The organism is Streptomyces sp. NPDC037054, assembly GCF_055606745.1.
Map to the genome: position 1 here is coordinate 272119 of NZ_JBVJSJ010000011.1, position 23340 is coordinate 295458.

21 protein-coding genes are annotated in these 23340 nt (G+C 69.7%); 17 read left to right on the forward strand and 4 right to left on the reverse strand.

Features of this window, described 5'->3' with window-relative positions; translation table 11 throughout:
- Positions 1–206: 206 nt before the first annotated feature.
- The 5 genes from ACZ7D7_RS25710 to ACZ7D7_RS25730 all read left to right on the forward strand — a co-directional run bounded on the left by ACZ7D7_RS25710 (position 207) and on the right by ACZ7D7_RS25730 (position 6910).
- On the forward strand, positions 207–1472 hold the full coding sequence (locus ACZ7D7_RS25710) for an extracellular solute-binding protein (protein ID WP_470827260.1): 1266 nt from the start codon (positions 207–209) through the stop codon (positions 1470–1472).
- Between the two features lie 342 nt (positions 1473–1814).
- Positions 1815–2786 carry a carbohydrate ABC transporter permease gene (locus tag ACZ7D7_RS25715; RefSeq protein WP_470827261.1) on the forward strand — a complete coding sequence of 324 codons (972 nt, stop codon included), beginning with the start codon at positions 1815–1817 and terminating at the stop codon, positions 2784–2786.
- Positions 2783–3655 carry a carbohydrate ABC transporter permease gene (locus tag ACZ7D7_RS25720; protein ID WP_470827262.1) on the forward strand — a complete coding sequence of 291 codons (873 nt, stop codon included), beginning with the start codon at positions 2783–2785 and terminating at the stop codon, positions 3653–3655. The genes ACZ7D7_RS25715 and ACZ7D7_RS25720 overlap by 4 nt, the downstream gene beginning before the upstream one ends.
- An 82-nt stretch (positions 3656–3737) precedes the next feature.
- Positions 3738–5327 carry a beta-N-acetylhexosaminidase gene (locus tag ACZ7D7_RS25725; RefSeq protein WP_470827264.1) on the forward strand — a complete coding sequence of 530 codons (1590 nt, stop codon included), beginning with the start codon at positions 3738–3740 and terminating at the stop codon, positions 5325–5327.
- Between the two features lie 137 nt (positions 5328–5464).
- Entirely contained in the window at positions 5465–6910 is a 1446-nt protein-coding gene (locus ACZ7D7_RS25730; RefSeq protein WP_470827266.1) for a cellulose binding domain-containing protein, read from the forward strand.
- 94 nt (positions 6911–7004) lie between these two features.
- On the opposite strand, the gene ACZ7D7_RS25735 is transcribed toward ACZ7D7_RS25730, so the two are convergent.
- From ACZ7D7_RS25735 to ACZ7D7_RS25750, 4 genes are all read right to left on the reverse strand, one after another.
- The gene (locus ACZ7D7_RS25735; RefSeq protein WP_470827267.1) at positions 7005–7508 is read right to left on the reverse strand and encodes a hypothetical protein; all 504 of its coding nucleotides are present in this window, start codon (positions 7506–7508) and stop codon (positions 7005–7007) included.
- A gap of 21 nt (positions 7509–7529) precedes the next feature.
- On the reverse strand, positions 7530–8672 hold the full coding sequence (locus tag ACZ7D7_RS25740) for a ferritin-like domain-containing protein (RefSeq protein WP_470827268.1): 1143 nt from the start codon (positions 8670–8672) through the stop codon (positions 7530–7532).
- A 66-nt stretch (positions 8673–8738) separates the two neighbouring features.
- Positions 8739–10211: a GMC oxidoreductase gene (locus tag ACZ7D7_RS25745; protein WP_470827270.1), complete on the reverse strand. Its 1473-nt coding sequence runs from the start codon at positions 10209–10211 to the stop codon at positions 8739–8741.
- On the reverse strand, positions 10163–10651 hold the full coding sequence (locus ACZ7D7_RS25750; protein ID WP_470827272.1) for an NAD(P)-binding protein: 489 nt from the start codon (positions 10649–10651) through the stop codon (positions 10163–10165). The genes ACZ7D7_RS25745 and ACZ7D7_RS25750 overlap by 49 nt, the downstream gene beginning before the upstream one ends.
- Positions 10652–11330: 679 nt before the next feature.
- On the opposite strand from ACZ7D7_RS25750, the gene ACZ7D7_RS25755 reads away from it, so the two are divergent.
- The 12 genes from ACZ7D7_RS25755 to ACZ7D7_RS25810 all read left to right on the forward strand — a co-directional run.
- On the forward strand, positions 11331–12773 hold the full coding sequence (locus ACZ7D7_RS25755; protein ID WP_470827273.1) for an MFS transporter: 1443 nt from the start codon (positions 11331–11333) through the stop codon (positions 12771–12773).
- A 140-nt stretch (positions 12774–12913) separates the two neighbouring features.
- Positions 12914–14086: a trans-sulfuration enzyme family protein gene (locus ACZ7D7_RS25760; protein ID WP_470827274.1), complete on the forward strand. Its 1173-nt coding sequence runs from the start codon at positions 12914–12916 to the stop codon at positions 14084–14086.
- Positions 14087–14166: 80 nt separating this feature from the next.
- Positions 14167–14682, forward strand: coding sequence for a MaoC family dehydratase (locus ACZ7D7_RS25765; RefSeq protein ID WP_470827275.1), 516 nt, complete (start codon positions 14167–14169; stop codon positions 14680–14682).
- Positions 14683–14747: 65 nt separating this feature from the next.
- Entirely contained in the window at positions 14748–15578 is an 831-nt protein-coding gene (locus ACZ7D7_RS25770; RefSeq protein ID WP_470827276.1) for a class I SAM-dependent methyltransferase, read from the forward strand.
- Positions 15575–16648, forward strand: a complete 1074-nt coding sequence (locus ACZ7D7_RS25775) for a class I SAM-dependent methyltransferase (protein ID WP_470827278.1) — start codon at positions 15575–15577, stop codon at positions 16646–16648. Before ACZ7D7_RS25770 ends, ACZ7D7_RS25775 begins: the two co-directional genes overlap by 4 nt.
- A 74-nt stretch (positions 16649–16722) precedes the next feature.
- Positions 16723–17613, forward strand: coding sequence for a diiron oxygenase (locus ACZ7D7_RS25780; protein ID WP_470827280.1), 891 nt, complete (start codon positions 16723–16725; stop codon positions 17611–17613).
- A gap of 177 nt (positions 17614–17790) precedes the next feature.
- Positions 17791–18525 carry a class-II aminoacyl-tRNA synthetase family protein gene (locus tag ACZ7D7_RS25785; RefSeq protein WP_470827281.1) on the forward strand — a complete coding sequence of 245 codons (735 nt, stop codon included), beginning with the start codon at positions 17791–17793 and terminating at the stop codon, positions 18523–18525.
- Between the two features lies 1 nt (position 18526).
- A complete protein-coding gene (gene acpS, locus ACZ7D7_RS25790) occupies positions 18527–18961 on the forward strand; it encodes a holo-ACP synthase (protein WP_470827282.1) in 435 nt (144 codons plus the stop codon).
- A 47-nt stretch (positions 18962–19008) separates the two neighbouring features.
- Positions 19009–19251 carry an acyl carrier protein gene (locus ACZ7D7_RS25795; RefSeq protein ID WP_470827283.1) on the forward strand — a complete coding sequence of 81 codons (243 nt, stop codon included), beginning with the start codon at positions 19009–19011 and terminating at the stop codon, positions 19249–19251.
- A gap of 1 nt (position 19252) precedes the next feature.
- Complete coding sequence (metK, locus tag ACZ7D7_RS25800; protein WP_470827285.1) at positions 19253–20476, forward strand: methionine adenosyltransferase; 1224 nt, start codon at positions 19253–19255, stop codon at positions 20474–20476.
- A 1-nt stretch (position 20477) separates the two neighbouring features.
- The gene (locus tag ACZ7D7_RS25805; RefSeq protein ID WP_470827286.1) at positions 20478–21461 is read left to right on the forward strand and encodes a carbohydrate kinase family protein; all 984 of its coding nucleotides are present in this window, start codon (positions 20478–20480) and stop codon (positions 21459–21461) included.
- Positions 21462–21526: 65 nt separating this feature from the next.
- A partial coding sequence (locus ACZ7D7_RS25810) for a homocysteine S-methyltransferase family protein (RefSeq protein ID WP_470827297.1) occupies positions 21527–23340 on the forward strand: 1814 nt, incomplete at its 3' end.

Here is a 23340-nt window from a genome sequence, read left to right on the forward strand (position 1 = left end):
ATACCAGTTTACGGTCATTGGTCACCGGCCTGCGCTGCTGTGACCCATCGGCTGCATGAAGTCCCCGGTATTCGCGGGGGGTTGACGACCGCATTGGTCCATGCCAACTTCTTCCCTCATCGACAGGTCACCTGACCAGTGGCCCAACTGGTCAGCTCCTGAGGCTGTCCCCGTCCGCACCATCCCTGAGCTCTTCGAGGTGAACCGTGAAGTTCCGCTTGCTCGCCGGTGCGTCCGTCCTGATCCTGACCGCCACGCTCGGCGCCTGCTCCGGCGGCTCCGACGAGGCCACCGGCGGTGGCGCCGATGCCGAGCTGACCGTATGGCTGATGCGGGACAGCGTCTCCGCCGCCTTCCAGCAGGAGTTCACCGCGGCGTTCGCCGAGGCGCATCCGGACATCGACCTGAAGGTGCAGATACAGGAGTGGGACGGCATCGGCCAGAAGGTGACGGCCGCGCTGGCGAGCAACGACGCGCCCGACGTCATCGAGGTCGGCAACACCCAGGTCGCCCAGTACGCCCAGAGCGGCGGACTGCTCGACCTCACCGACAAGAAGGCCGACCTGGGCGGCGACACCTGGCTCAAAGGTCTCGCCGAGCCCGGTGCCTGGGAGGGCAGGCAGTACGGCATTCCGTACTACGCGGCCAACCGGGTCGTGGTCTACCGCAAGGACCTCTTCCAGCGGGCCGGTCTCGACCCGGCCGCGATCAGGACCAGGGACCAGTGGACCGCCGCCACGCGGAAGCTGAACAAGGACGGCACGCAGGGCATCTACCTCACCGGCCAGACCTGGTACGCCCTCGCCGGCTTCATCTGGGACGAAGGCGGAGACCTCGCCGTCCGGGAGGGCGAGACGTGGAAGGGGGCCCTGGACACCCCCGAGGCCCTGGCCGGCATGGCCTTCTACAAGAAGCTCCAGGCGCTGGGCAAGGCACCCAAGGACGCCGACGAGGCCAATCCCCCGCAGGCCGAGGTCATGGCCCTGGGCAAGGTGGCCCAGATCATCGCGGTCCCCGGCGCCGCGGGCGTCGTCGCGGAGAAGAACCCCGATCTGAAGGGCAAGCTCGGCTTCTTCCCCATTCCCGGCAAGACCGCAGACAGGCCCGGCGCGGTCTTCACCGGCGGTTCCGACCTGGTGATCCCGGCCGCCTCACGGCACCAGGACGCCGCCTACACGTTCATCGAGGAACTCACCGGCGACGCCTGGCAGAAGAAGCTGGCCCGCGCCATGAGCTACGTGCCGAACAAGACGTCCCTCGCCGCGGCCGTGGCCTCCGACCCCGGCGCCGCGGCCATGGCCGTCGGCGCCGCCGAGGGCCGCGCCACGCCGAACACGCCCGGCTGGGCGGCCGTGGAGGCGGAGAACCCGATCAAGGACTACATGACCGCCGTGCTCACCGGCGGCGACATGGAGCAGGCGGCGGCGAAGGCGTCCGAGGAGATCACCCGGGCGATGAACAGCGCGTCCTGACGGGCCCGGAGCCGCGTCCCGCGCCCAGCCCTCCACCGGGCCCGGGACCCCCTAGGTGACCCAGGGTCCCTGGCGGATCCGAGCCCCTGGCGGACCTGGGCTCCCGCCGGACCCGGATCCCCCCGGGGCCCGGACCCCTAGGTGATCCAGGCCCCCTCCGGACCGGGCCCCCTCCGGACCGGGTCCCCTCCGGACCGGGTCCCCTCCGGACCGGGTCCCCTCCGGACCCGACTCCGACCGGGCCCGGAAGACCGAGGCAGCGGCCGGCGGCGCGGTGCGGGTCGACGCCCGCCCGACGCCTCCACCGCCCACAGCCGCCACCCCCGTACGAGAGGAGGAGCCGTGCCGGTCACCGAGCAGCGCTCCGCCCCGCGACCCACCCGTGCCCGGACCCCTGCCCCGCCGACCGGCCGCCCCGCCCCCGCCGGAGGCCGCGACCCCTGGCCCTACCTGCTCGTCGCGCCCGCCGTCTGCGGCATGCTCTACCTGCTGGTCTACCCGCTCGCCCGCGCCGTCCTGATCTCCTTCCAGGACTTCCGGCTCCGCGAACTCATCGCCGGGGACGCGAAGTTCGTGGGGCTCGACAACTACCGGACCCTGCTGACCGACCCGCGGTTCTGGACGGTGGTGCGACGCACCTTCCTCTTCATGGCCGTCAACGTCGTCCTCATCATGGTGATCGCCCTGCTCGTGGCCCTGATGACCGAACGGCTCGGCAAGGTCTGGAGGGCCGCCGTACTCAGCGCGCTCGTGCTGGCCTGGGCGATGCCGGTGGTCGCGGCCACCACCGTCTTCCAATGGCTCTTCCACTCCGAGTTCGGCGTCGTCAACTGGGCCCTGACCGCCCTGGGCGCCGAGTCCTTCGAGCGCTACCCCTGGTTCGCCAACGGCACCGCGGCCTTCGCCATCCTGGTGACCCTGATCGTGTGGCAGTCGGTGCCGTTCGCCGCGATCACCCTGTACGCCGCGCTCACCACGGTCCCCGCCGAACTGCGCGAGTCCGCCCGGATCGACGGCGCCGGGGCCCTGCGGGTCCTCCGCTCCGTCACCTTCCCCATGATCCGGCCGATCGTGATGCTCGTGCTCTGCCTGGAGGTGATCTGGACCTTCAAGGCCTTCGTGCAGATCTGGGTGATGACCAAGGGCGGCCCCGGCGACGCCACCACCATCCTGCCGGTGTACGCGGTGCAGACCGCCCTCTCCGGCCAGCGCTACGACCTCGGCTCGGCGGCCTCGGTGATCACGGTCGTCCTGATGTCGGGCGTCCTCGTCCTGTACTTCCGCCAGATGTTCCGACAGGAGAACGAGAGTTGAGCCGCACAAGCCGAGCCGGCGGCACGACCCGGAAGCGCACCGTCCGCCGACTGCGGCGTCTCCCGCTCCACGCGGGCGCCGCACTGACGGTGCTGGTCTGCCTCTTCCCCGTCTACTGGATGGCCACCACGGCCTTCAAACCCTCGCCGGACATCCAGTCACCCGACCCGCTGTTCGTCCCCCGCACCTGGACGCTGGAGCACTTCCGCACCGCCGTGGACTCGGAGGGCTTCGCCCAGTTCTGGCGCAACAGCCTCCTGGTCACCGCCGGCGCCGTGCTCCTGTCCCTGCTCGTCGCCCTCGGCTCCGCCTTCGCCGTGGCCCGGATGCGGTGGAAGGGCCGCCGCCAGTTCGTCCTCGCCGTCTTCCTCGCCCAGATGGCGCCGTGGGAGTCCCTGATCATCCCGATCTACATCATCGCCCGCGACACCGACATGCTGGACCGGCTCGCCACCCTCACGCTCGTCTACTTCATGATCACGCTGCCCTTCACCATCATCGTGCTGCGCGGCTTCCTCGCCACCGTCCCGCCCGAACTGGAGGAGGCCGCGCAGGTCGACGGCTGCACCCGGTTCGGCGCCTTCCGTCGGGTCGCCTTCCCGCTGCTCGCGCCCGGCCTGATGGCCACCTCGCTCTTCGGATTCATCACCGCCTGGAACGAGTTCGCCTACGCCAACTTCCTCATCATCAAGAACCAGGACCAGCGCACCCTCCCGGTCTGGCTCTCCTCGTTCCAGAACACCTTCGGCACCGACTGGGGCGCCACGATGGCCGCCTCCACCCTCTTCGCCCTGCCCGCGCTCGCCGTCTTCCTGCTCCTGCAGCGGCACGTCACCTCCGGCCTGGCCTCCGGCGCCGTCAAGGGCTGACGCCCTCGCCCCCGTCACCCGGAGACCCACCGGACGCAAGCCACCTCCCCGCACGCGCCCTCTCCCGGAAGGCCACCCACCCGTGCTCCCACCCCGCCGCGAACAGGCCCTGCTGCCCCGGCCCACCCGACTCTCCCTGCGCTCGGGCCACTTCACCCTCGACGCCGCCACCACGATCCGCGCCACGCCCGGCGCCGAGCCCGCGGCCGACCTGCTGCGCGACCTCCTCGCCCCCGCCACCGGCCTGCCCCTGACCCCCTCGCCCGCCGGCGACGTCACCTTCGCCGTCGACCCCGGACTGCGCGGCCTCGGGCCGGAGGGGTACGGACTGACCGTCTCCCCGCACTCCGTCCTGCTCCGCGCCGCCCATCCCACCGGGCTGCTCCGCGGAGTCCAGACCCTCCGCCAACTCCTGCCGCCCCGGGCGCTCGTGCCGGCCCCGACCGGGGCCCGCCCCGCCCGCTGGGAGCTGCCCTGCACCGAGATCACGGACGTCCCCCACCACTCCTGGCGCGGCCTGATGATCGACGTCGCCCGCCACTTCCACGACGCCGCCACCCTCCGCCGCCACGTCGACCTGCTCGCCTTCCACAAACTCAACGTCCTGCACCTCCACCTCACCGACGACCAGGGCTGGCGCATGCCCGTCGCCAGTCACCCCCGCCTGACCACGGTCGGCGCCCACCGGGCCCAGTCGATGACCGGACCCGACGCCGCCGACGGCTTCGACGGCCGCCCGCACGGCGGCGCGTACACCCGCGCCGAACTCACCGGCCTCGTCGCCTACGCGGCACGCCGCGGCGTTCGCGTCGTCCCCGAGATCGGGATGCCCGGACACGCCCGCGCCGTCCTCGCCGCCTACCCCCACCTCGGCAACCACCCGGAGCGCAGCCTCGACGTGTGGACCCGCTGGGGCGTCTGCGACACCGTCCTCGGCGTCCACGACGAGGTCCTCGACTTCCTGTACGCCGTCCTCGGCGAGGTGATGGAGATCTTCCCCTCCCCGTACGTCCACCTCGGCGGCGACGAGTGCCCCACCACCGAGTGGGAGCGGAGCCCCGCCGCCCGGGCCCGCGCCGCCGCGGAGGGACTGCCCGGCCCCGCGGCCCTGCACGGCTGGCTCCTGGGCCGGGCCGGCGCCTACCTCACGGAACACGGCCGCCGCCCCGTGGGCTGGGCCGAGACCGACACCGCGCTCCCGCCCGGCTTCACCGTGATGAGCTGGCGCGAACCCGCCCACGCCGCCGACGCCCTGCGCCGCGGCCACGACGTCGTCCTCGCGCACCACCGCACCACCTACCTCGACTACGCCCAGGACGACAACCCCGACGGCACACCGGTCCAGCCCGGCCCCACCGTCGACCTGCGCACCGTCCACGCCGGGGACCCGGAACCGCAGGCGCCCGCCCCGGGCGGCGGCCAAGTCCTCGGCACCCAGGCCCAGATCTGGACCGAGTTCGCCCCCACCGCCGCGGACCTCGACCGCCTCGCCTACCCCCGGCTGTGCGCACTCGCCGACCGGGCCTGGACCGGGGACACCACCTGGGCGGACTTCACCACCAGGCTCACCGCGCACACCACACGGCTGGACGCGCTCGGCGTCCGCCGTCACCACCCCACGACCGCGCCGCCGCCCAGGGCGGCGCCTGCAAGTACGGCGCCCTCCACATGACCAGCGCACGAAGCCCCGACCACCAGCGCACCAGAACCCGACCACTGCGCACGAAGACCCGACCACAGCGCACCAGAACCCGACCACTGCGCACGAACACCTGACCCAGCGCACGAAACCACGGAGAGGACACCACTGTGACCAGCAAGGACAACCGACCGGACGGGCGGCACCGCAACCGCCTGCGCGCCGCCGTAGCCACGGCCCTCGCCGGCACCCTCGGAGCCGCCGCCCTCGTCGCCCTGCCGGGCACCGCCACGGCCGCGGGCGGGCTGTCGGTGCAGTACCGGACCAGCGCCACCGGCGCCACCGCCGACCAGAGCGAACCCTGGTTCAAGGTGAAGAACACCGGCGCCACCGCCCTGCCCCTGAGCGAGGTCAAGCTCCGCTACTACTTCAAGGCCGACTCGCCCGGCGCCACCTACCGCTTCGCCTGCTCCTGGGCGGCCAAGGGCTGCGCCAACATCACCGGCACCTTCGGCACCCTCGCCAACCCCACCGACACCGCCGACCGCTACCTGGAGATCGGCTTCACCTCAGGCGCCGGCTCCCTCGCCCCGGGCGCCGACACCGGCGACATGCAGCTGCGCTTCTACCAGTCCAGCTGGCAGACGCTGCGCCAGAGCGACGACTACTCGTTCGACGCCGCCCGCACGACCTACGGCGACTGGGCCAAGGTCACCGCCACCCGCGCCGGGCAACTCGCCTGGGGCACCGCCCCGGCCGGCACCACTCCCACCGACCCGCCGCCCACCACGCCCCCGCCCGGCGGCTCCGCCGGCACCCTGTGGGACGACTTCAGCTACACCTCGCACACCGACCCGAGGATCTCCGCCAACGGCTGGAGCGTACGCTCCAACTCCGGTGGCCCCGGCGTCCCCGGCGCCACCTGGGACCCCTCCAACATCACGTTCGCCACGAGCAACGGCAACACCGTGATGACCATGGAGACCTCCACGGCAGGCACCGCCGCCACCACCGAGCAGACCGAGATCCTCACCAAGGCGACCAAGTTCAAGAACGGCACCTACGCCGCCCGGGTCCGCTTCAGCGACGCCCCCAAGTCGGGCCCCGACGGCGACCGGCTCGTCCAGACCTTCTTCACCATCAACGACCTCAAGGCCCCGATGGCGGACGACTACGCCGAGTACGACTTCGAGTACCTCCCCAACGGCGGCTGGGGCGAGCCCGCCAACATCCTCTACGTGACGTCCTGGGAGACCTACAACCCGGACCCCTGGCAGGCGGTCAACCAGCACACCGAGAGCCGGCAGAGCTTCGCCGGCTGGCACGACCTCGTCCTCACCATCGACGACAGCACCATCAAGTACTACGTCGACGGCACGCTCTTCGGCACCCATGACGCCGCCTACCTGCCCGAGCGGCCCATGTCGATCAACTTCAACCAGTGGCTGATCGACCTCGCCGGCCAGACGTCCACCACCCCGAGGGCGTACGAGGAGCAGGTCGACTACGTCCTCCACGTCAAGGACCAGGTCCTCACCCCCGCCCAGGTCAACGCGAAGATCGCCGCGTACCGCTCGGCCGGCACGTCCTTCGAGGACACCGTCCCCGCCACCTGAGCCCCATCACCGCCGCACCCCGCCCCGGCCCCCTGAAGAGCAGGTCGGGGCGGGGCGGGGTGCGGCGGCAGTGCCGGTTCACCAGAGAGGTCCGTCAGCCCGGCTGACCTGTCGGGCCGTCAGGTGGAACAGGCTCGAACGTGGGCGGATTGGCCCACGACCCGTAGCCCGGCGCCTTCGCGCCGGACGGGTGGGCACCGATCGCCCGCCACAGCAGTCCCTCGGTGTAGGCGTCGGGGGAGACGACGAACAGGGGCTTGCGTCCGTCTCCGGCGTGCGGGACGGCGGGCTTCGCTCCGCTGCGTCCGGGCGCCGTCCAGGCCGCCACGTCCACGCGTCCCGCCAGTTCCGGGCCGTACCAGACGCCGACGTACCAGAGCTTGATGATGCTTTTCACGACTGGATCGGCGAGGTCGGCGGAGGGGTCGGAAGAGATCACTTTCTGGATCGCATCCGGCCCTTCCTGATCCACGACAGTCTCGTAGTACGCCTCCGCCTGACCGGTTCCCCACAGGTCGAATTCGCTGAACCCGGTCACGGTGGCAGAGAACTTCACGAATGCGCGCAGCTTCTCTTCCGTGGTCGTTCCTTGTGTCATGATCCCGCCTCCTTCGACGGCCTAGATCTCGAATGTCGGGCCGGCGTGCGCCCCTGGATGCCCTGTGAGCGGGTTGCGGATGAGCCGGTTCATGCTGTCGCGAATGCGGAACATCTCCCAGACCGCCTTGAGCAGCAGGTCGGGCTGACCGTTGTAGGCCAGATTGACATTGGTCAGGAAGGTGGCGTAGGACTGATTGAATTCCTTGGCCGCCGCCAGGATTTCCGGGTCGCTCGCGAGATCCGCCAGCTTGATGTCCGGCTTCACCGGATAGACGGCATCCCAGTCGACGGTCAGATCCGGGCCGGAAGGCTCGCCCGGCTCATCGCCCTTCTGGTAGTACCTCCCCTTTTCCAGCTGCTGGAACCTGTAGTAGTGGGCGAGTTCGTCCTGGCTGTCGTAGATGCCGCCGTACAGCCCCTCACCCTGCTCCGCGACGAGGCTGAGCGCCGCGACCGCGGTGTCGCGACCGGTCACCTTGATCACATCGCCGCCACCGGAGTAGAAGTACTCGGGGGTCACCTGGCGTGCGGGATCGCCGGTGAAAATCGTCTTCCCCGCCCTGCGGGCCTGGTCCTCCAGGTGGTTGATGCCCCGGATGATCTCCTCGTAGAACTCACCGATGCTCGAGAAACGCTGGGTGGGCTCTCCGGGGACGAGGCCGAGGACGGTGCCGGACTCCTCGAGTTCCGCCAGCTGTTCCGACGGCGGCACCGCGCCGTCGGACGTCAGTCCGAGGGCCGCCCAGTCCATCGGTACGAACCTGTCCTCCTCGCTGGGTGCCGGCGCGGGCTTCTCGATCGAGAGGAACGTCTCGAGAGCCTCGGGCGAGAACGGCCGCAGATGCACCTTGAAGTAGTCCGGACCACACGGCAGGCGCGTCGGATAGTTCGGCACGAAGCCGGGCCTGGTGAGGTCGGGCGTCCCGCCCACGGCGTTCATGACGTTCGCGACCAGGGTGAGGTGCAGCATCTCCTCGACGGCCACGACCCTGATGACGTGCCAGGCGTCCGAGTTCTTCCCCGGATGCAGCGAGTAGAGGGCGGTCAGGTAGGGCGGGAGCGTCGCGTGCTCCAGCTGGAGCCCCTTGTAGAGGTACGCGTGCAGCTCCTCGACGGTCTGGATCCTGGAGCCCCGGGACGGCTCTGATTCTGAAACGGACATGGTCCCCCAATCGTGGGCGGTGGCGGTGACGCGGTGTCGGGTTCGACCCGTCGATCTGTTGGCCGGCTAACTGCGGACAGTGGCCGGCGCCTTCGCGGCACGCAGGTACCTGGCGATGTGGGTCGAACTGCGGAAGGCGAGCGCCGCCATGGTCAGGCTGATGTTGGAAGTCCCGATCGAGGGCAGGCTGCCGGGCCCGACGAGGTAGAGGTTGTCGTGGTCCCACGACTGCTGGGTGTGGTCGACCACCGAGTTCGCCGGGTCGGTTCCCATGATGTGGGTGCCCGCGAGGTGGTTGCCGCCCACGATGTTGTACCACTGGCCGTCGTGCTCGACGGCGCTGTAGTGGTCCTTGTCGTACGCGGTCCGATCCTCGGCGCCGAGCTTCTTGAAGATGTCGGTCGCGAGTTTGCGGGCGAACGCGGCGCCCCGCATGGTGTAGGGCGGGATCTTGAGCGACACGACCGGTTTCACGTTGCCGATGGCATCCTTGTACCGGTCGTCCACGGTGACCGTGTTGCTCGTGTCGGGCAGCAGGTCGATCATGAAGGCCAGCAGAAGCTGCCGGGAGATCTGGTTCCCGAGTGTCCTGCGCAACTCCGCCCCGCGCAGGCCCTGTTCGTCGACGAGTTCGACCAGGTCCTTGTAGGGCGAGCCGGTTGCCCACCCCCAGCCGTCGTTGTGGATGTCCACGCCGAATCCGGCCTGGGTTCCGCGGAATCGCCCGCCGCGCAGGTCGGTGATTCCGCTCGTGCAGGACGTGCCCCGCATCGTGCCGGCCGGCTCGGGCAGCAGGCCCCAGGACAGCAGGTACGCATGGTCCATCAGGTTGCGGCCGATCAGCTTGCTGCGGCTCATCCGCTGCATGCCGGAGGCCAGCATGAGCCGGGCGTTCTCGATGGCGTGCGCACAGAGAACGTAGACGGCGCCCCTCACCGTGTACGTCTCGTACCTGTCGGAGTCGAGCGACTGGTAGTTCTTGATGGTGATCCCGGTCACCCGTCGGTCCTGCTCGTTGATCTCGACCTTGGACGCGACGGCCTGCGTCACGATCTTGACGTTGCCCTTGCGGAGCGCCTTGGTCAGCGTCTTTCCCGCGTGATACTTGGCCTGCACGGGGCAGATCGGGACGCAGTTGGTGTTGCCCTGGCAACGCTCGCCCTCTTCCACCTGGCTGGTGCTCACCGCGCCGACCGGGACGAAGCCCTTTCCGCCGTCGTACGCGGCGTTCGGCACGCCGTTGCGGGCCTGCGGGAAGCTCCGTACCCGGAGGGTGTAATCGTCGTCCGCCAGGTTGACCCGCATGCCGTCCACGCCTCGGGCGACCGTCTGGTCGAGATAGGACGGCGGCATGCGGTGCATCGGGAACACGTATCCCTCGGGGAAGTGCATTCCCAGGTATGCCTGGTCCTCGACTTCGGCGGCTACGCCCAGTTCGGCCTCGGCCTGCCGGTAGTACGGTTCCAGGTCGTCGTAGCTGAGCGGCCAGTTCAGGCCCTGGCCGTACCTGGTACGCAGATCGAAGTCCTCGGGGAGCATGCGAGCGCCTTCCCCTCCCAATGCATGGAGGTGCCGCCGAGGACCCGGGTGAAGGTGGTGTCCGTGCAGTACTTGTCCTTTTGCACGAGGTAGAAGTCGTCCCGGGGCGTGTCCGGACGCACCGGCATGGTGTCGGTGCTCCTGGGCATCCGGGCGTTCGGGTTGAACGGGTACGGAGACTGGTTGTCCTTGACGACCGCGCCGTAGAACCGCGACAGGTACGACTCGTACTCGGCGAGGTCCAGGTCCTTGCCGGGGCCGGCTTCGACAATCAGCACCCTGTGGCCCGCCTGGCTCAGCTGATCGGCGACGATGGAACCTGCCATGCCGCCGCCGACGACAACGGCATCCCACTCGTCTCTCGCGGCCTCTGCGGCGCTGGTCTGCGTCGTGGCGCCGGCTGGGAAGATCACCGGTTCTGCACCGTCGTAGGACGTCATTGATTCCCCTTGTCGCGTCTGGGGTGGCCTGGTGAGTGAATGACTGTCGAAGGCCGCCACCGCCACTGGCAAAAGAGAACCAACTCAGAAACCGAGTTCAAGCTGGAGAACCAAGGCAAGCAAGCGTCGCGGCGCCCACCGATGAATCGATGAGGGATTCCCGTTCTGATTCCGTAGGGGATCGCGGGAAGGGCCTCGACTCGAGGCTTGCATATGTCGCTGTCATCCTGATCGGCCCCCGTGGGGATCCCGTGGGTAAACCCATCGTTCGGGCGTAAAACAGTGCGCCTCCCCCCACCGCGCGTTGACGAGCGCGGTGGAGATGGATCCCACTACTGGCGGGAGTCTTTCGGATCTGTGCGGCAGTACGGCTCGTCGGCCGCCTCCTTTGCCACGAGGGCACTGGAACCTGCTTGTCGAGCGCCGGGCGCTCGTGATGCCTTGCGGGATGGTCCTGATGATCGACGAACGGCCTCTCGCGCGAGCCCGGCGAGCGCTCGGCTTCCTCCCGCGACCCCGCGATCTCTGCCCGGACCTGTGTCTCCCAGCCGCGGACGAACCACGCCCATCCCGCCCGCCGCCAACCGGCCTGCCGCTCCCCACTTACATACCCCCCAAGGGTATGCTACGGTGCAGTCACTGGGTACCCCCCAGGGGTATATGTGAAGGGGTGAATTCCATGTCTGCCGTCAATCCCCGGCGTTGGTGGGCGCTGGTCGTGCTCGCCGCCGCCCAGTTCATGGTCATCATGGACACGTCAATCATCGGGGTGGCGCTCCCCGAGATGCAGAAGGACCTCGGCTTCTCGCAGGGTGAGTTGCAGTGGGTCTTCAACGCGTACGTCATCGCCTTCGGCGGGCTGCTGCTGCTCGGCGGACGCCTGTCCGACCTGCTCGGTGCACGCAAGGTCTTCAATACCGGGTGGGTCGTGCTCATCGCCGGCTCGGTCGTCGCCGCCGCCGCGCAGACCGCCTGGGTGGAGGTTGCCGGCCGGGCTGTCCAGGGTGTGGGTGGTGCCCTGATCGCACCCTCGGCGATGACGCTGCTGATGATGCTGTTCGCGCACGACCCGAAGGAGCTCGGCAAGGCCATGGCGCTCTACGGCGCCGCCGCTCCCGCAGGCGGTACGGCCGGTGTGTTCCTCGGCGGGGTGTTCACCGAGTGGCTCAGCTGGCCGTGGATCTTCATCATCTACGTCCCGATCGGTGTCGCGACTCTCGCCGCCACCAAGCTCCTGCCGGCCGTCGGCAGCCGTCGCGGCTCCGTCGACGTGCTTGGGGCGGCCGCTGTCACGGCAGGTCTCGCGCTCGCCGTGTTCGCCATCGTCCGGGCGCCCGAGGTCGGCTGGACCTCCACCGGCACTGTGCTCCAGCTGGCCGGCGCCGCGGCGCTGCTCGTGCTCTTCTTCGTGATCCAGAAGACGGTGCGCGAGCCGCTGATGCCGCTCGGTATCTGGCGCGTCCCGCGTCTTGGCTCGGCCAACCTGGCCATGACCCTGCTCGGCGCCGCGTGGATTCCCATGTGGTACTTCCTCAACCTGTACCTCCAGCAGGTGCTGGGCTACGGGGCGTTCGCGTCCGGTGCCGCGCTGCTGCCGATGACCGGCCTGCTGATGATCTTCATGACGGCGATCACTGCCAGGCTGCTGGCGAAGTTCGGAGCCAAGCCGCTGATCGGCGGCGGTCTGCTGGTCCTCGCGGCCGGACTGCTGTGGCTGTCCGCGGTGGAGCCCACCGGCACCTTCGTGGTGGACGTCCTGCCGGCCTCGCTGGTGGCCGCACTCGGTATGTCGCTGGCCTACATCCCGGCGATGATGGCCGCGATGTCCGGGGCTCCGCAGGAGCAGGCGGGTCTGGCGTCGGGCATCGTCAACACCACCTACCAGGTCGGCTCCGCGCTGGGCCTCGCCGCACTGACCGCAGTGGCCACGTCGCAGGGCGCCGGCGAGCTGGGCGACCTGCCCGCGCTGACCGACGGATTCAGTGCCGCGTTCATCTGGGCCGCGGTCATCGCGGCGGCGGGCGGTCTGCTCACCCTGCTGTTCATGCGGGGCGACAAGGCGGCTGCGGGAGTGCAGCCCGATGCGTCGCCGACGGCGCAGGGCGAGCGCGCCGGCGTATAGCGCCCGGCGGGCGGGTGGAGGTGCGATCAAGCACACGTCCACCAGGACAGCAGGACAAGAGGAATCTCCGAAGGGCCGTCCGGTCCCGGGCAACCGGGGTCTCGGGCGGCCCTGCGTTCTTGTGCAGAGGAGCACCAGTCATGGACATACAGACCCGTGCCGTGCATGCCCTGACCGAACCGGTGCCGGGCTCCGGCCAGCCGCTGAGCGTCCCCATCTTCCAGTCCTCGGCCTTCGCCTTCGCGTCCGCCGACGCGCTGGCCGACGCGATGGCGGGGCCGGACGGCCCGTACGTCTACACCCGGCGGGGCAACCCGACCGTGAGGGCACTCGAGCGGACGCTCGCCGCGCTGGAGGGCGGTGCCGCGACGATCGCCTTCGCGTCCGGAATGGGCGCGATCAGCGGCATGCTGCTGTCGCTGCTGAGGCCGGGCGACCACGTGCTCGCTCAGCGTTGCCTGTACGGCGGCACCTACGCCGTGCTCTCCGACCTTTCCGCCCGCTACGGGATTCACGTGGACTACCTACGAGGTGACGACGTGGGCGAGTTCGAACGGCTCGTGCGGCCCACCACGCGGGTGCTGCACCTTGAGACCATCGCCAACCCGACCGGCCAAGTGCCCGACCTCCCGGGCCTGCTGGCCGCCGCTGGGCGACACGGCGTGATGAGCGTGGTCGACAACTCGCTCGCCTCGCCCGTGCTGTGCCGTCCCCTCGAACACGGCGCCGACGTGGTCGTGCACTCGACGACCAAGTATCTGGCGGGCCACTCCGACGTGGTGGGCGGGGCGGCGGTCTTCGCCGACGAGGAGCTGCGAGACCGGGTGTGGCCGCGCACCGTCGAACTCGGCGCGTGTGCCGATCCGTTCGCTGCCTGGCTGACCCTGCGAGGGCTGCCGTCGTTGCCGCTGCGAATGCAACAGCACTGCGCCGGCGCGCAACTGCTGGCCGGGAGGCTCGCCGAGCACCCGCGGGTGACCGCCGTCAATTGGCCCTGGCTGCCCGGCCATCCGTCGTACGACCTGGCGCGCAAGGTGCTGTCGGGCGGAGGCGGCATGGTCTCGTTCGAGGTCGCCGGCGGGCGGGCGGCCGGCCGCGCGTTCATCGAGAGGGTGCGGCTCGCCCGGCTCGCGCTCTCGCTGGGCGGGGTGGAGACGCTGGTCACACACCCGGCGTCCACGTCGCACCGGGAGCTGGGGTCAAAAGCCCTGGCAGCAGCCGGCATTGGTGAGGGAACGGTGCGGATGTCGGTCGGCATCGAGCACCCGGACGATCTCTGGCAGGACATCGAACAAGCTTTGGGTGGGTCGTAGATTTGGATTGACAAAATAAACGACTGGTTCGTAGATTGGGGTGTGTCAGAAGGGTCTTCTCTCCGGCTCCTGGGGGCGTCATGCGCTACTTCTTCGAGGACTTCCGCACCGGTGACATCCACGAGCTGGGCACCGTCACCGTCACCGAGGAGGAGGTGCTGGAGTTCGCGCGGCGTTACGACCCCCAGCCTTTCCACACCGACCCGGAGCGCGCGAAGCAGTCGCCCTTCGGGGGGCTGATCGCCAGCGGTTTCCACACCTCGGCGCTCTTCATGCGCCGCTACGTCGACGGACTCCTCGCCTACAGCGCCTGCGTCGGTTCGCCTGGCATCGACGAGGTCCGCTACCACCGGCCCGTACGGCCCGGCGACGTCCTCGACGCGCGCGTGGAGATCCTTGGCTCGCGCCCCTCGCTCGGCAGCCCCACCACCGGCATCGTCCAGCCGCGCTGCGAGCTGGTGGCCCCGGACGGGACGGTCGTGTTCAGCATGATCCTGCACAGCATCTTCCGGCGGCGCCCCGCCGACTCCTCCGCCGCATCCCCCGCGTCGATGCCCGCGGCGGAGGACCCGGTGCCCTGTGCGCGACAGCGCTGAACACGGCCGTCCGACATTTCCGTTGCCCTCCCGTTTCCGAAGCGCTTCCCGAAGGGAGACCTCCTGTGGAGGCCGTATCCCGCACCGCCCAGTGGACCGCCGCCGCGCGTGCCCTGGAAACCGAGCGTGAGGACCGGTTGTTCGCCGATCCGTACGCCCGCACCGTCGCCGGAACCGTCGGCTTCGACCTGCTCGACCGCTACGCGGGCGCAGGAACCGTGCCGTTCCTCGCCATCCGCACCACCTACTTGGACCGCGCCATCGCCCGCGCGCTGGTTGGCGGAGAGATCCATCAGGTCGTTTTCCTCGCGGCCGGCATGGACACCCGCTACTACCGGCTCGACTGGCCCGACGGCGTCACCGTCTACGAGCTCGACCGCCCCGCGCTCCTCGAGGCGAAGGCGGCCATGCTCGCCGACGAGCCCGAGCCGGCCGGGCGTGAGCGCCGCACCGTCGCCGTCGACCTCACCCAGGACTGGACCGGTCCGCTGAAGGAGGCCGGCTGGCGCTCCGAGCAGCCCACGCTGTGGGTGGTCGAGGGTCTGCTGTTCTTCTTGCCCGAGGACGCCGTGCGCACCCTGATCACGACCCTGTGGCAGCACAGCGCGCCGGGCTCCGTCCTGCTCGGCGACGTCATCAGCAGGGCCGCCCTGGAGAACCCGCTCTCGCGGCCGTTCATGAAGGCCCTGGCGGAAGACGGCAACCCCTGGCTGTTCGGCACCGAGGAGCCCGAGCACCTGCTCACCACCTGCGGCTGGACGGTGCGCGAGGTCAAGCAGCCCGGTGAGGACGGCGCCGACTTCGGCCGCTGGCCCTACCCGGTGCCGCCCCGCGAGGTGCCCGGCGTGCCGCGGTCGTTCCTGTTCACCGCGACCCGAGACGAGGCCACGTCATGACCGAACCGACCGGCACCCCGAGCACCGACCCGACCACCGTCTTCCACCAGCGCGTCATCGACGACGCGGCGGCTGCGGTCCGCGGCCTGACCGTCTCCCTCGGCGAGAGGCTCGGCCTCTACCGCGCGCTCGCCGAGCACGGACCGCTCACTCCGGAGGAACTCGCGCAGCGGGCGGGCATCACCAAGCGGTACGCGGAGGAGTGGCTGCACGCCCAGCTCAGTGCCGACTACGTGGAACGCCATCCGTCGTCCAACAAGTACACGCTGCCCGCAGCGCACGCCGCCGTGCTCGCCGAGACCGGGTCCGCGACCTTCGCCGCGGGCTTCTTCACCGCTCTCAAGGCGCTGTACGCCACCGAGGACCTCCTGGCCGACGCCTACCGCACCGGTGAGGGTGTCGGCTGGGCCGAGCACGACCCGGCCCTGGACACCGGCATGGGCAGCTTCTTCCAGCCCACCTATCAGCACCGGCTGCTGAGCGACTGGCTCCCCGCGCTGGCGGGCGTCACCGAGAAGCTGGCGGACGGCGGCACCGTGGCCGACATCGGCTGCGGGGTGGGGCACACGACGCTCCTCATCGCCAAGGCGTACCCGCAGGCCAAGGTGTACGGCTTCGACTACTCGGAGGAAGCCGTCACGATCGCCCGGCAGCTCGCCGAGGACGCGGGTCTCGCCGACCGCGTCGTCTTCGAGGCCGCGTCCGCGGACGACTACCCGGGCACGGGCTACGACCTGGTCACCTTCTTCAACTGCCTGCACGACATGGGTGACCCGGTCGCTGCCGCGCAGCACGTCCACAAGTCCCTCGACCCCGACGGCACCTGGATGCTCGTCGAGTCGAACGTCTCACCCGCCGACATCGACACCCGCACCCCGGCGGCCCGCATGTTCATGTCGCTGTCCGCCGTCATGTGCCTGCCCGTCGCCGTCGCTCAGCGCGGTCCGCACGCCCTCGGCAATCACTCCGGCGAGAAGGCGTTCCGGGCCATCGCGGAGGAGGCCGGCTTCACCCGCTGGCGCCGCGCGACCGAGACCCCGGTCAACGCCGTGTACGAGGTCCGGCCCTGACGGCCCCGACCACCCGGACCGAAGGCCCCGATCCGCCCGTGTACCGCACACCCGCGTACCCAACAGGAGAGACCATGGCCGCCACGGCCCTGCCCGTCACCGACCGCTTCCTCGAAATCCTCGGACGGCTCAGCGAGAAGGCCATTGAGGACTACTACAACCCGTACCAGCAGTTCGACTGGCCCGAGAGGCTCGACGAGAACCGCCTGTGGATGAGCCCCGAACTGCTCACCCCCTACGGCACCCCGTACTTCGACGAGCTCGGTGAGGAGACCCTGCACCGGCTGTCCAAGTGGGAGTCCATCAACTTCTACAGCCTCAACGTGCACGGCATCCGCGAACTGCTCATCGAGGTCGTGGGCCGCATCCACATGCCCGGCTTCGAGGTGCCGTCCGACTTCTTCCACCACTTCATCGGCGAAGAGAACGAACACATGTGGTTCTTCGCCGAGTTCTGCCGCCGCTACGGCGAAAAGATCTACGCCTCGACGGCCATGCGCGCCGACTCCGCGTGGGAACCGGAGGTCGAGAACTTCCTCGTCTTCGCCCGCATCCTGTTCTTCGAGGAGCTCGTCGACCACTACAACATGCGGATGGCGCAGGACGAGACACTCTGCGACACCATCCGTCAGGTCAACCGCATCCACCACCAGGACGAGTCCCGGCACATCGCGTTCGGCCGGGAACTGGTCTCGCTGCTGTTCCTGAGGATGCGCGAGGCGGTGGGCGACGAGCGGCTGCGCGAGGTGGAGAGCTACCTCAAGCGTTACGTCGTCTTCAGCGTCAACTCCCTCTACAACCCGCACGTCTACCGCGACGCCGGCATCACCGACCCGCTGGCCCTGCGCAACGCCCTCCTCGCCGACGAGCGCCGGCGCGTCCACGAGCGCAGGGCCATCCGCAAGCCGCTCGCCTTCTTCGTCAAGACCGGGATCTTTTCCGACGACACGCTGCCGGTCATCTGACCCGCCGGAATTCCCAACCGAGAGGTGGTCACCACCGTGCACACCACGCCCACAGTGCCGCGAAGTTCACCTGGAGAAGCCCGCGGCCTGCCCTCCCTCGGGCCGGAGGGGACCGCCTTGTTGCGGCTCCTCGACGAGACCTTCGAAGGGTGGGGGGTGGCATCCGGAGCCACCCCCATGACCATGCCCCCCCTGCTGCCGGCCACGGATCTGCGGCGCCTCGACTACTACGAGAACTTTCCACACCAGGCCGTGGTCGCCACTCCGATCGACGTCGACCGGCGTGGCGAGTTCTGCGCCGACACGGGCTGTTTCCCGTGCAGCGCCCTGCAACCCGCCGAACTGGGACTGCCGTCCGCGTCCTGCTACGCCGTGTACCTCGACCACGAGGGCCGCGAGGTTGCCGAGGACACCCTCGTCACCGTCGTCGGCTGGTGCTTTCGCAGGGAGAACCACTACGAGGGCCTGCGGCGCCAACTCAGCTTCCGTATGCGGGAGATCGTCGCACTGGGCAGTCGCGAGCACGCCGAGAGCCACCTGTGCGACTTCAGCGACCGCATCACCGCCTTCGCCGAGGCCCTCGACCTGCCCCTGCGCAAGGAACCCGCCACCGACCCCTTCTACGACAAAGGTGGCTCCAAGGCGGTGCTGCAGCGGCTGTCGCCCGTCAAACACGAGTTCCTCCACGAAGACCTGGCGATCGCCTCCGTCAACACCCACCGCAACTTTTTCGGCGACCGCTGTTCCATCACCCTCGCCGGCACCGGCGGCCCGGCCTTCACCAGTTGCGTCGCCTTCGGGCTGGAGCGCTGGCTGTCGGCGCTCACCCGGCGACACGGCAGCTGGGCCGCCGCCACCGAGGCCGTCCACGCGGCCAGGGACAGTCTTTCCCCGGTCGGGCCGGGGGCTTGACGTGTCGGCCCACCCCACCGCCGCGGGCGGCCCGGGCTGGGCGAACCTCGGCATGGACATTGTGTCCGTCACCCGCGTCCGCATTCTCCTGGAGGACCACGGCGAACGGTTCTTCGAGCGGATGCTGGACCCTGGAGAACTCGCCGACTGCCGTACGTCCACCGGGCTCGACCTGCTCAGCCTCTGCGGCCGGATCGCGGCCAAGGAGGCGGCGTTCAAGACGTTGCGGGTCCGGGGCCGGTTCTTGCCGTGGCGGGACATCGTGGTGCGCCGCTCCGAGGGCGGCTGGCCGCTCGTCGAGTTACGGCGCACCGCCGCCGACATGGCGGCGGCGTCCGGCATCACGGACATCACGGTGAGCATCAGCCACGACGTGGACTACGCGGTAGCCGTCGCCGCCCCCATCATCGGCGATCCCTCCGGCCCCCGGCCGTGAAACGCCTGCCCACACACCCTTTTCACAGCATCGCGAGGAGCACACCCATGAGCGAGGCCCTGCAGCAGGTGAAGTCCTGGATCCTCAAGCGCCACCCGGAACGTGAGGACATCCCGGGTGACCTCGACCTGATCGAGAACCGCCTCATCGACTCCCTGTCCTTCGTGGAGTTCGTCTTCCTGCTGGAGCAGCACAGCGGACGCGCCATCGAGATGGAAACCCTCGAGGTCGACGCCATCCGCACACTCGACGCCATCGACGCCAACTTCTTCCGTGTGGAGGTGAAGTGAGATGAGTCGACGGCTCTTCACCTCCGAATCCGTCACCGAAGGCCACCCCGACAAGATTGCCGACCGCATCAGTGACACGGTCCTCGACGCGCTGCTGGCCGAGGACCCCGCCGCGCGCGTGGCCGTGGAGACACTGATCACCACTGGCCAGGTGCACGTCGCGGGCGAGGTTTCCACGACCGCGTACGCCCCCGTTGCCCAACTGGTGCGCGACGCGATCCTCGACATCGGCTACGACTCCTCCGCCAAGGGCTTCGACGGGGCGTCCTGCGGAGTGTCGGTGTCGATCGGATCCCAGTCCCCGGACATCGCACAGGGCGTGGACTCCGCCTACGAGGCCCGCGTCGAGGGCGCCGCCGGGGCGGCGGAAGCCGACGAGCTGTCCCGGCAGGGCGCGGGCGACCAGGGCCTGATGTTCGGCTACGCGTGCGATGACACCCCCGAGTTCATGCCGTTGCCGATCCACCTCGCGCACAGGCTGGCCGAGCGACTGACCGAGGTCCGCAAGAACGGCACTTGTCCCTATCTGCGGCCGGACGGCAAGACTCAGGTCACCATCGAGTACGACGGTGACCGCCCGGTGCGCCTGGACACAGTCGTCGTCTCCTCGCAGCACGCCCCCGACATCAACCTGGACGGTCTCCTGGCCCCGGACATTCGCGAGCTTGTGGTCGAACCGACTCTGAAGGCGTTGGCCGAACAGGGCGTGACCCTTGAGAGCGACGGCTACCGGCTGCTGGTGAACCCGACGGGCCGCTTCGAGATCGGGGGTCCGATGGGTGACGCCGGCCTGACCGGTCGCAAGATCATCATCGACACGTACGGCGGCATGGCCCGGCACGGCGGCGGTGCCTTCTCCGGCAAGGACCCGTCCAAGGTGGACCGCTCGGCGGCGTACGCGATGCGCTGGGTTGCCAAGAACGTCGTTGCTGCGGGCCTCGCCTCCCGCTGCGAGGTCCAGGTCGCCTACGCGATCGGGAAGGCCGAGCCGGTCGGCCTGTTCGTGGAGACCTTCGGCACCGAGGACGTGCCCGTCGAGCGCATCCAGGCGGCGATCACCGAGGTGTTCGACCTGCGGCCCGCCGCGATCATCCGCGACCTGGAGCTGTTGCGCCCGATCTACGCGCAGACCGCGGCGTACGGCCACTTCGGGCGCGAACGCCCGGAGTTGACCTGGGAGTCCACGGACCGGGTCGACGCCCTGCTCAGGGCTGTGGAGGGCTGAGATGCGCATCGCTGTCACGGGCTCCATCGCCACCGACCATCTGATGTCCTTCCCGGGGAGCTTCACCGAGCAGCTGCTGGCCGACCGTCTCGACCGGGTCTCCCTTTCCTTTCTCGCCGACCGTCTGGAGATCCGGCGCGGCGGCGTGGCAGCGAACATCTCCTTCGGCCTCGGGCTGCTCGGCCTGCGGCCGGTGCTCGTCGGCGCGGTCGGTGCCGACTTCGAGCCCTACCGGGTATGGCTGAAGCAGCACGGGGTCAACACCGACTCCGTGCTTGTCAGCGAGGAACGGCACACGGCGCGTTTCGTGTGTACGACCGACCGGATGCAGAACCAGATCGCGACCTTCTACGCCGGTGCGATGACGGAGGCCCGACGGATCGACCTGAGAACGGTGGTCGAGCGGGTCGGGCGACTCGGGCTGGTGATGGTCTCGCCCGACGACCCCGAGGCCATGCTGCGGCACACGCGCGCATGCCGGTCGCTGGGCGTTCCCTTCGCCTCCGACCCCTCCCAGCAGTTGGCCCGGCTGAGCAGGGACGACGTCCTCGAACTGATCGACGGCGCGCGCTGGCTGTTCACCAACGAGTACGAAGCCGCGCTGCTCCAGGAGCGCACCGGGCTGACCACTCCGCAGATCCTGCACCGCGTCGGCTGCTGGGTCACCACGCACGGGGCCGCGGGGGTCCGTATCCGACGGGACGGTCACCAGAACCTGGACGTACCCGCCGTCGAGGTGTCGGGGGTGGTCGACCCCACCGGAGTCGGTGACGCCTTCCGCGCGGGCTTTCTCGCCGGCGCGGCGTGGGGAGTGCCGGAGAAGTGCGCAACCCAACTTGGTTGCGTCCTGGCCGCGACCGTCCTGGACTACGTCGGGACGCAGGAGTACCGGCTGTACCGCGACGCGCTGATCACGAGGCTGCGAGCCACCTACGGAGTGGGGTGCGCCGCGCATCTCGTGGCTCATTTGAGGGGGTTGTCGTGACGGGAACGAACAGTGACAGCCTGAGGGCGGCACTCGCCACCCGGGTGGTGGTCGCCGACGGAGCGATGGGCACCATGCTCCAGGCCCAGGACCCGACGCTCGAGGACTTCCAGGGCTTGGAGGGCTGCAACGAGATCCTGAACGTGACTCGGCCCGATGTTGTCCGCGCGGTGCACGAGGCGTACTTCGCCGTGGGTGTGGACTGTGTGGAGACCAACACCTTCGGCGCGAACCTGGCCGCCCTCGGCGAGTACGACATCGCGGACCGGATCGTGGAGCTGTCCGAGGCCGGTGCCCAGGTCGCCCGCGAGGTGGCGGACGAGTTCACCGCCTGCGACGGGCGCCCGCGCTGGGTGCTCGGCTCCATGGGGCCCGGCACGAAGCTGCCCACTCTCGGTCACACCACGTTCGCCGCGATCCGCGACGCCTACCAGCAGAACGCGGAGGGCCTGCTCGCGGGCGGCGCCGACGCGCTGCTGGTGGAGACCACGCAGGACCTGCTCCAGACGAAGGCGTCGGTCGTCGCCGCGAGGCGCGCGATGGAGGCCACCGGGCACGACGTGCCGCTGATCGTGTCGGTCACCGTCGAGACGACCGGCACGATGCTGCTGGGCTCCGAGATCGGCGCCGCGCTCACCGCGCTGGAGCCGCTCGGCATCGACATGATCGGCCTGAACTGCGCGACCGGCCCGGCCGAGATGAGCGAGCACCTGCGCTATCTCGCCCGCCACGCGCGCGTGCCGCTGTCCTGCATGCCGAACGCCGGACTGCCCGTGCTGACCTCGGACGGCGCGCACTACCCGCTGACCGCTCCCGAGCTGGCCCAGGCGCAGGAGAGTTTCGTCCGCGACTACGGCCTTTCCCTGGTCGGCGGCTGCTGCGGCACGACTCCGGAGCACTTGCGGCAGGTGGTGGAGAAGGTCCGGGGGACGGCTCCGGCCGAGCGCAGCCCGCAGCCCGAGCCCGGCGCCGCCTCCCTCTACCAGACGGTGCCGTTCCGCCAGGACACCTCGTACCTCGCGATCGGGGAGCGGACGAACGCCAACGGGTCGAAGAAGTTCCGTGAGGCGATGCTGGAGGGCCGCTGGGACGACTGTGTGGAGATGGCGCGCGAGCAGATCCGCGAGGGCGCGCACATGCTCGACCTGTGCGTGGACTACGTCGGCCGTGACGGTGTCGCCGACATGGCCGAGCTGGCCGGCCGGTTCGCGACCGCCTCGACCCTGCCGATCGTGCTGGACTCCACCGAGGTCGACGTGCTCCGCGCCGGACTGGAGAGGCTCGGCGGCCGGGCGGTGATCAACTCGGTGAACTACGAGGACGGCGACGGCCCCGAGTCCCGGTTCGCCAAGGTCACGGAGCTGGCGCGGGAGCACGGCGCCGCGCTGATCGCGCTGACCATCGACGAGGAGGGCCAGGCCCGTACCGCCGAGAAGAAGGTGGAGATCGCCGAGCGTCTGATCGCCGACCTGACCGGCAACTGGGGCATCCACGAGGAGGACATCCTCGTGGACTGTCTGACGTTCACGATCTGCACGGGCCAGGAGGAGTCCCGTAAGGACGGCATCGCCACCATCGAGGGCATCCGCGAGCTGAAGCGGCGCCACCCGGGGGTGCAGACCACGCTGGGCCTGTCGAACATCTCCTTCGGCCTGAACCCGGCCGCCCGCATCCTGCTGAACTCCGTGTTCCTGGACGAGTGCGTCAAGGCCGGCCTGGACTCGGCGATCGTGCACGCCTCCAAGATCCTGCCGATCGCCCGCTTCAGCGAGGAAGAGGTCCGCACGGCCCTCGACCTGATCCACGACCGCCGCAGCGAGGGCTACGACCCGCTGCAGAAGCTCATGCAGCTCTTCGAGGGCGCCACGGCGAAGTCGCT

What these genes read in the sequence shown, in the direction of transcription:
- ACZ7D7_RS25735 (WP_470827267.1), bottom strand. Translation starts at nt 7,508, where the DNA reads ATGACACAAGGAACGACCACGGAAGAGAAGCTGCGCGCATTCGTGAAG.
- ACZ7D7_RS25740 (WP_470827268.1), bottom strand. Translation starts at nt 8,672, where the DNA reads ATGTCCGTTTCAGAATCAGAGCCGTCCCGGGGCTCCAGGATCCAGACC.
- ACZ7D7_RS25745 (WP_470827270.1), bottom strand. Translation starts at nt 10,211, where the DNA reads ATGCTCCCCGAGGACTTCGATCTGCGTACCAGGTACGGCCAGGGCCTG.
- ACZ7D7_RS25750 (WP_470827272.1), bottom strand. Translation starts at nt 10,651, where the DNA reads ATGACGTCCTACGACGGTGCAGAACCGGTGATCTTCCCAGCCGGCGCC.
- ACZ7D7_RS25755 (WP_470827273.1), top strand. Translation starts at nt 11,331, where the DNA reads ATGTCTGCCGTCAATCCCCGGCGTTGGTGGGCGCTGGTCGTGCTCGCC.
- ACZ7D7_RS25760 (WP_470827274.1), top strand. Translation starts at nt 12,914, where the DNA reads ATGGACATACAGACCCGTGCCGTGCATGCCCTGACCGAACCGGTGCCG.
- ACZ7D7_RS25765 (WP_470827275.1), top strand. Translation starts at nt 14,167, where the DNA reads ATGCGCTACTTCTTCGAGGACTTCCGCACCGGTGACATCCACGAGCTG.
- ACZ7D7_RS25775 (WP_470827278.1), top strand. Translation starts at nt 15,575, where the DNA reads ATGACCGAACCGACCGGCACCCCGAGCACCGACCCGACCACCGTCTTC.
- ACZ7D7_RS25780 (WP_470827280.1), top strand. Translation starts at nt 16,723, where the DNA reads ATGGCCGCCACGGCCCTGCCCGTCACCGACCGCTTCCTCGAAATCCTC.
- ACZ7D7_RS25785 (WP_470827281.1), top strand. Translation starts at nt 17,791, where the DNA reads ATGACCATGCCCCCCCTGCTGCCGGCCACGGATCTGCGGCGCCTCGAC.
- ACZ7D7_RS25795 (WP_470827283.1), top strand. Translation starts at nt 19,009, where the DNA reads ATGAGCGAGGCCCTGCAGCAGGTGAAGTCCTGGATCCTCAAGCGCCAC.
- metK (WP_470827285.1), top strand. Translation starts at nt 19,253, where the DNA reads ATGAGTCGACGGCTCTTCACCTCCGAATCCGTCACCGAAGGCCACCCC.
- ACZ7D7_RS25805 (WP_470827286.1), top strand. Translation starts at nt 20,478, where the DNA reads ATGCGCATCGCTGTCACGGGCTCCATCGCCACCGACCATCTGATGTCC.